The organism is Elusimicrobiota bacterium, from assembly GCA_016722575.1.
Taxonomy (GTDB): domain Bacteria; phylum Elusimicrobiota; class Elusimicrobia; order FEN-1173; family FEN-1173; genus JADKIY01.
In genome coordinates this window covers 12,318-14,784 of record JADKIY010000006.1, presented here as the reverse complement: position 1 = coordinate 14,784, position 2,467 = coordinate 12,318, and the positions used below count along the sequence as shown (strand labels likewise).

The 2,467-nt window shown below is 63.8% G+C and carries 2 protein-coding genes; both read left to right on the top strand.

All coding sequences use genetic code 11. The features are described 5' to 3' along the window. Positions 1 to 76 precede the first annotated feature (76 nt). On the top strand, positions 77 to 364 hold the full coding sequence (locus IPP68_10015) for a DUF1805 domain-containing protein (GenBank protein ID MBL0350688.1): 288 nt from the start codon (positions 77 to 79) through the stop codon (positions 362 to 364). Between the two features lie 18 nt (positions 365 to 382). After that, entirely contained in the window at positions 383 to 1,987 is a 1,605-nt protein-coding gene (gene rlmD, locus IPP68_10010) for a 23S rRNA (uracil(1939)-C(5))-methyltransferase RlmD (GenBank protein MBL0350687.1), read from the top strand. The last annotated feature ends 480 nt before the right edge of the window (positions 1,988 to 2,467 follow it).

Here is a 2,467-nt window from a genome sequence, read left to right as displayed (position 1 = left end):
GGGACGTCTTTAGTATAATGGCGATGACGAAACAGGCGATTAATTTAATGTAAATTAGATGTAACACAAAGGACCCATGAAAACCCGCGAGATTTCGATTCAAGGACAGGTGGTGACCGGCTACGAAATCGACCTGCCCGGAGCGCCCCTGGTGTTGGTGCAGGCCCCCAAGGGCTTTGTGATGTGCGGTTACCTGGACGTGAAATCCGCGGACAAATTCAACACGGCGGCGGCCGTGGTGCGGGGCGTAAAAACCGTCGACGATCTGCTGGCCAAACCCGTGACCGACGTGAGCGCCGCGGGCCAAACCCTGGGCATCGCCCCCGGCGTCACCGGCCGCGACGCCCTTTTAAAGCTCCTCTAACCCCGGCGCACCGGCCCCATGACCTCCCCCTCCGAATTGACCCTGGACCGCCTCGCCCTGGGCGGCGACGCCGTCGGGCGCCGTCCGACCCCCGGCGCCCCGACCCCCGAAGTCGTTTTCGTTCCCTTCGGCGCGCCGGGCGACCGGGTGGTGGTGGGACGGGAGGAAAAACAAAAAACCTTTTCCCGGGCCTGGATTTCGCAGCTCGTCGCGCCGTCGCCGGACCGGACGGAGCCCCGATGCCCGATTTTCTACAAACCGGGGCAAACCCCCTCCACCGCCTGCGGCGGGTGCGACTGGCAACACCTGGCGTACGAAAAGCAAACCGCCGCCAAGCGGAAGCTGTTGGTGGAATCCTTTCAACGGCTGGCCCGCATCGCCCACCCGCCCGTTGAGGAAACGATCGGCGTGGCCGGGGCCGAAGGCCCCTGGCGCTACCGGAACAAAGTGCAAATCCCCTTCGCGCTCGGCCCCGACGGTAAAGTCACCGGCGGGTTCTACGCGCCGGGGTCCCACACCGTGGTCCCCTTCGACGACTGCCTCGTGCAATCGGAGCTGTCCGTCCGGCTGTTCAAAAAAGTCCGGGATTACTTTCGCCACCACCGGGTGTCGGTCTTTAACCCATCGACGGGCGAAGGCTGGCTGCGGCATCTGCTCGTGCGAACCACGGCCACCGGGGAAGCCCTCCTGGCCCTGGTCACCCAATCGGACCCCGTGCCGAGGGACCTGGTGGACATCCTGCGGGACCCGCACCTGGGCCTGACCAGCCTCTACCAAAACATCAACACCCGGCCGGGGAACGCCGTGCTCTCGGGCCGCTGGAACCACCTGGGCGGAAAACCCTATTTGGAAGAGGCGCTCCTGGGCCTGCGCCTGCGGTTGTCGCCGGGAGCTTTTTTCCAGGTGCACCACGCCATGGCGGAACGGCTCTACACCCTGGCGGTTGAAATGGCGGCCCCGACGGCGGAAGACGTTGTTTGGGAGCTCTACGCCGGGATCGGCGCCATGGGCCTTCTGATGGCCCGCAAGGCCAAAACCGTCGTCGCGGTGGAGGAAAACCCCCACGCGGTCCGGGACGGCATCGAAAGCGCCCGGTGGAACGGACTGGACAACATCCATTTCCGCATCGGCCCCTGCGAACAGGTGGTGGCCGGCCTGCGGGAAAACCCCGCGGCCGTGATTTTGGACCCGCCCCGGGCCGGCTGCGACACCCGGGTGCTCAAGGCCGTCATGGCCCGGCGGCCCCGGCGCATCGTCTACGTCTCCTGCGACCCGGCCACCCTGGCCCGGGACGCGCGCTATTTGTCGACAGGCGGCTATCTGCTGAAGCGCTCCGTCCCCGTGGACCTCTTCCCCCAGACCTCCCACATCGAGAGCGTTTCCCTTTTCGAAACCGCCCTGCCGCCCCTGCCGGTCAAAACCGCGCCGGCGGCCGAGGAGCGCCCCCGCTTCGAAGCCGCCCCGCCCAAGAAAAAATTCGGGGGCGGCAAATACGACGGAAAGAAATTCGGCCGGAAAAAGTTCGGCAACAAAAAATTCGGCCCCACCCGCCCCGGCTTCGACGCTCCGGCGGGGGGCGGCGCCCCCCGGAAAAAGTTTTTCAAAAAGCGCTTCGGAAAATAAATCTTCTTTCTTTTTTACTTAAAGCCACGGCAGCGTCGCCGGGGGTTGCCCGCATCAGCACCTCTGGTGCCCCCGGTGTCGGGAGCTCTGCGACCGACCGGCGGCAACCTACTTTTCTTTGGCCGCCCAAAGAAAAGTAGGCAAAAGAAAACCGCCCCCGGCGGCTTCCGCGCGCTTTTTTGAAGGAGCCCGGCGCCGACCGGATCAAAACGGTGGTCGGCACTATCCAGACTTTTATGACCGGGGACTGGATTGCCACCTCCCGGCCCTCTAAGTCCCACGGGCCGGATCAAACAGCACCGTCCGACGGTCTCGTTATTCGGTGCAGTCCCGACTTCGGATTTCATAGTCGGACGGGACAGGCCCGGGCCCGCGATCTTCAAAAAAGCGTGCTCAAAACGCCTCAAGGGGGATTTCAGCTACATTGGCATAGGCAAAATCAGAGGATCACTTCCTTTGGATTTTGGTTATGCCTATGCT

Coding starts and splice junctions, on each gene's coding strand:
- IPP68_10015 (MBL0350688.1), top strand. CDS start 77: ATGAAAACCCGCGAGATTTCGATTCAAGGACAGGTGGTGACCGGCTAC.
- rlmD (MBL0350687.1), top strand. CDS start 383: ATGACCTCCCCCTCCGAATTGACCCTGGACCGCCTCGCCCTGGGCGGC.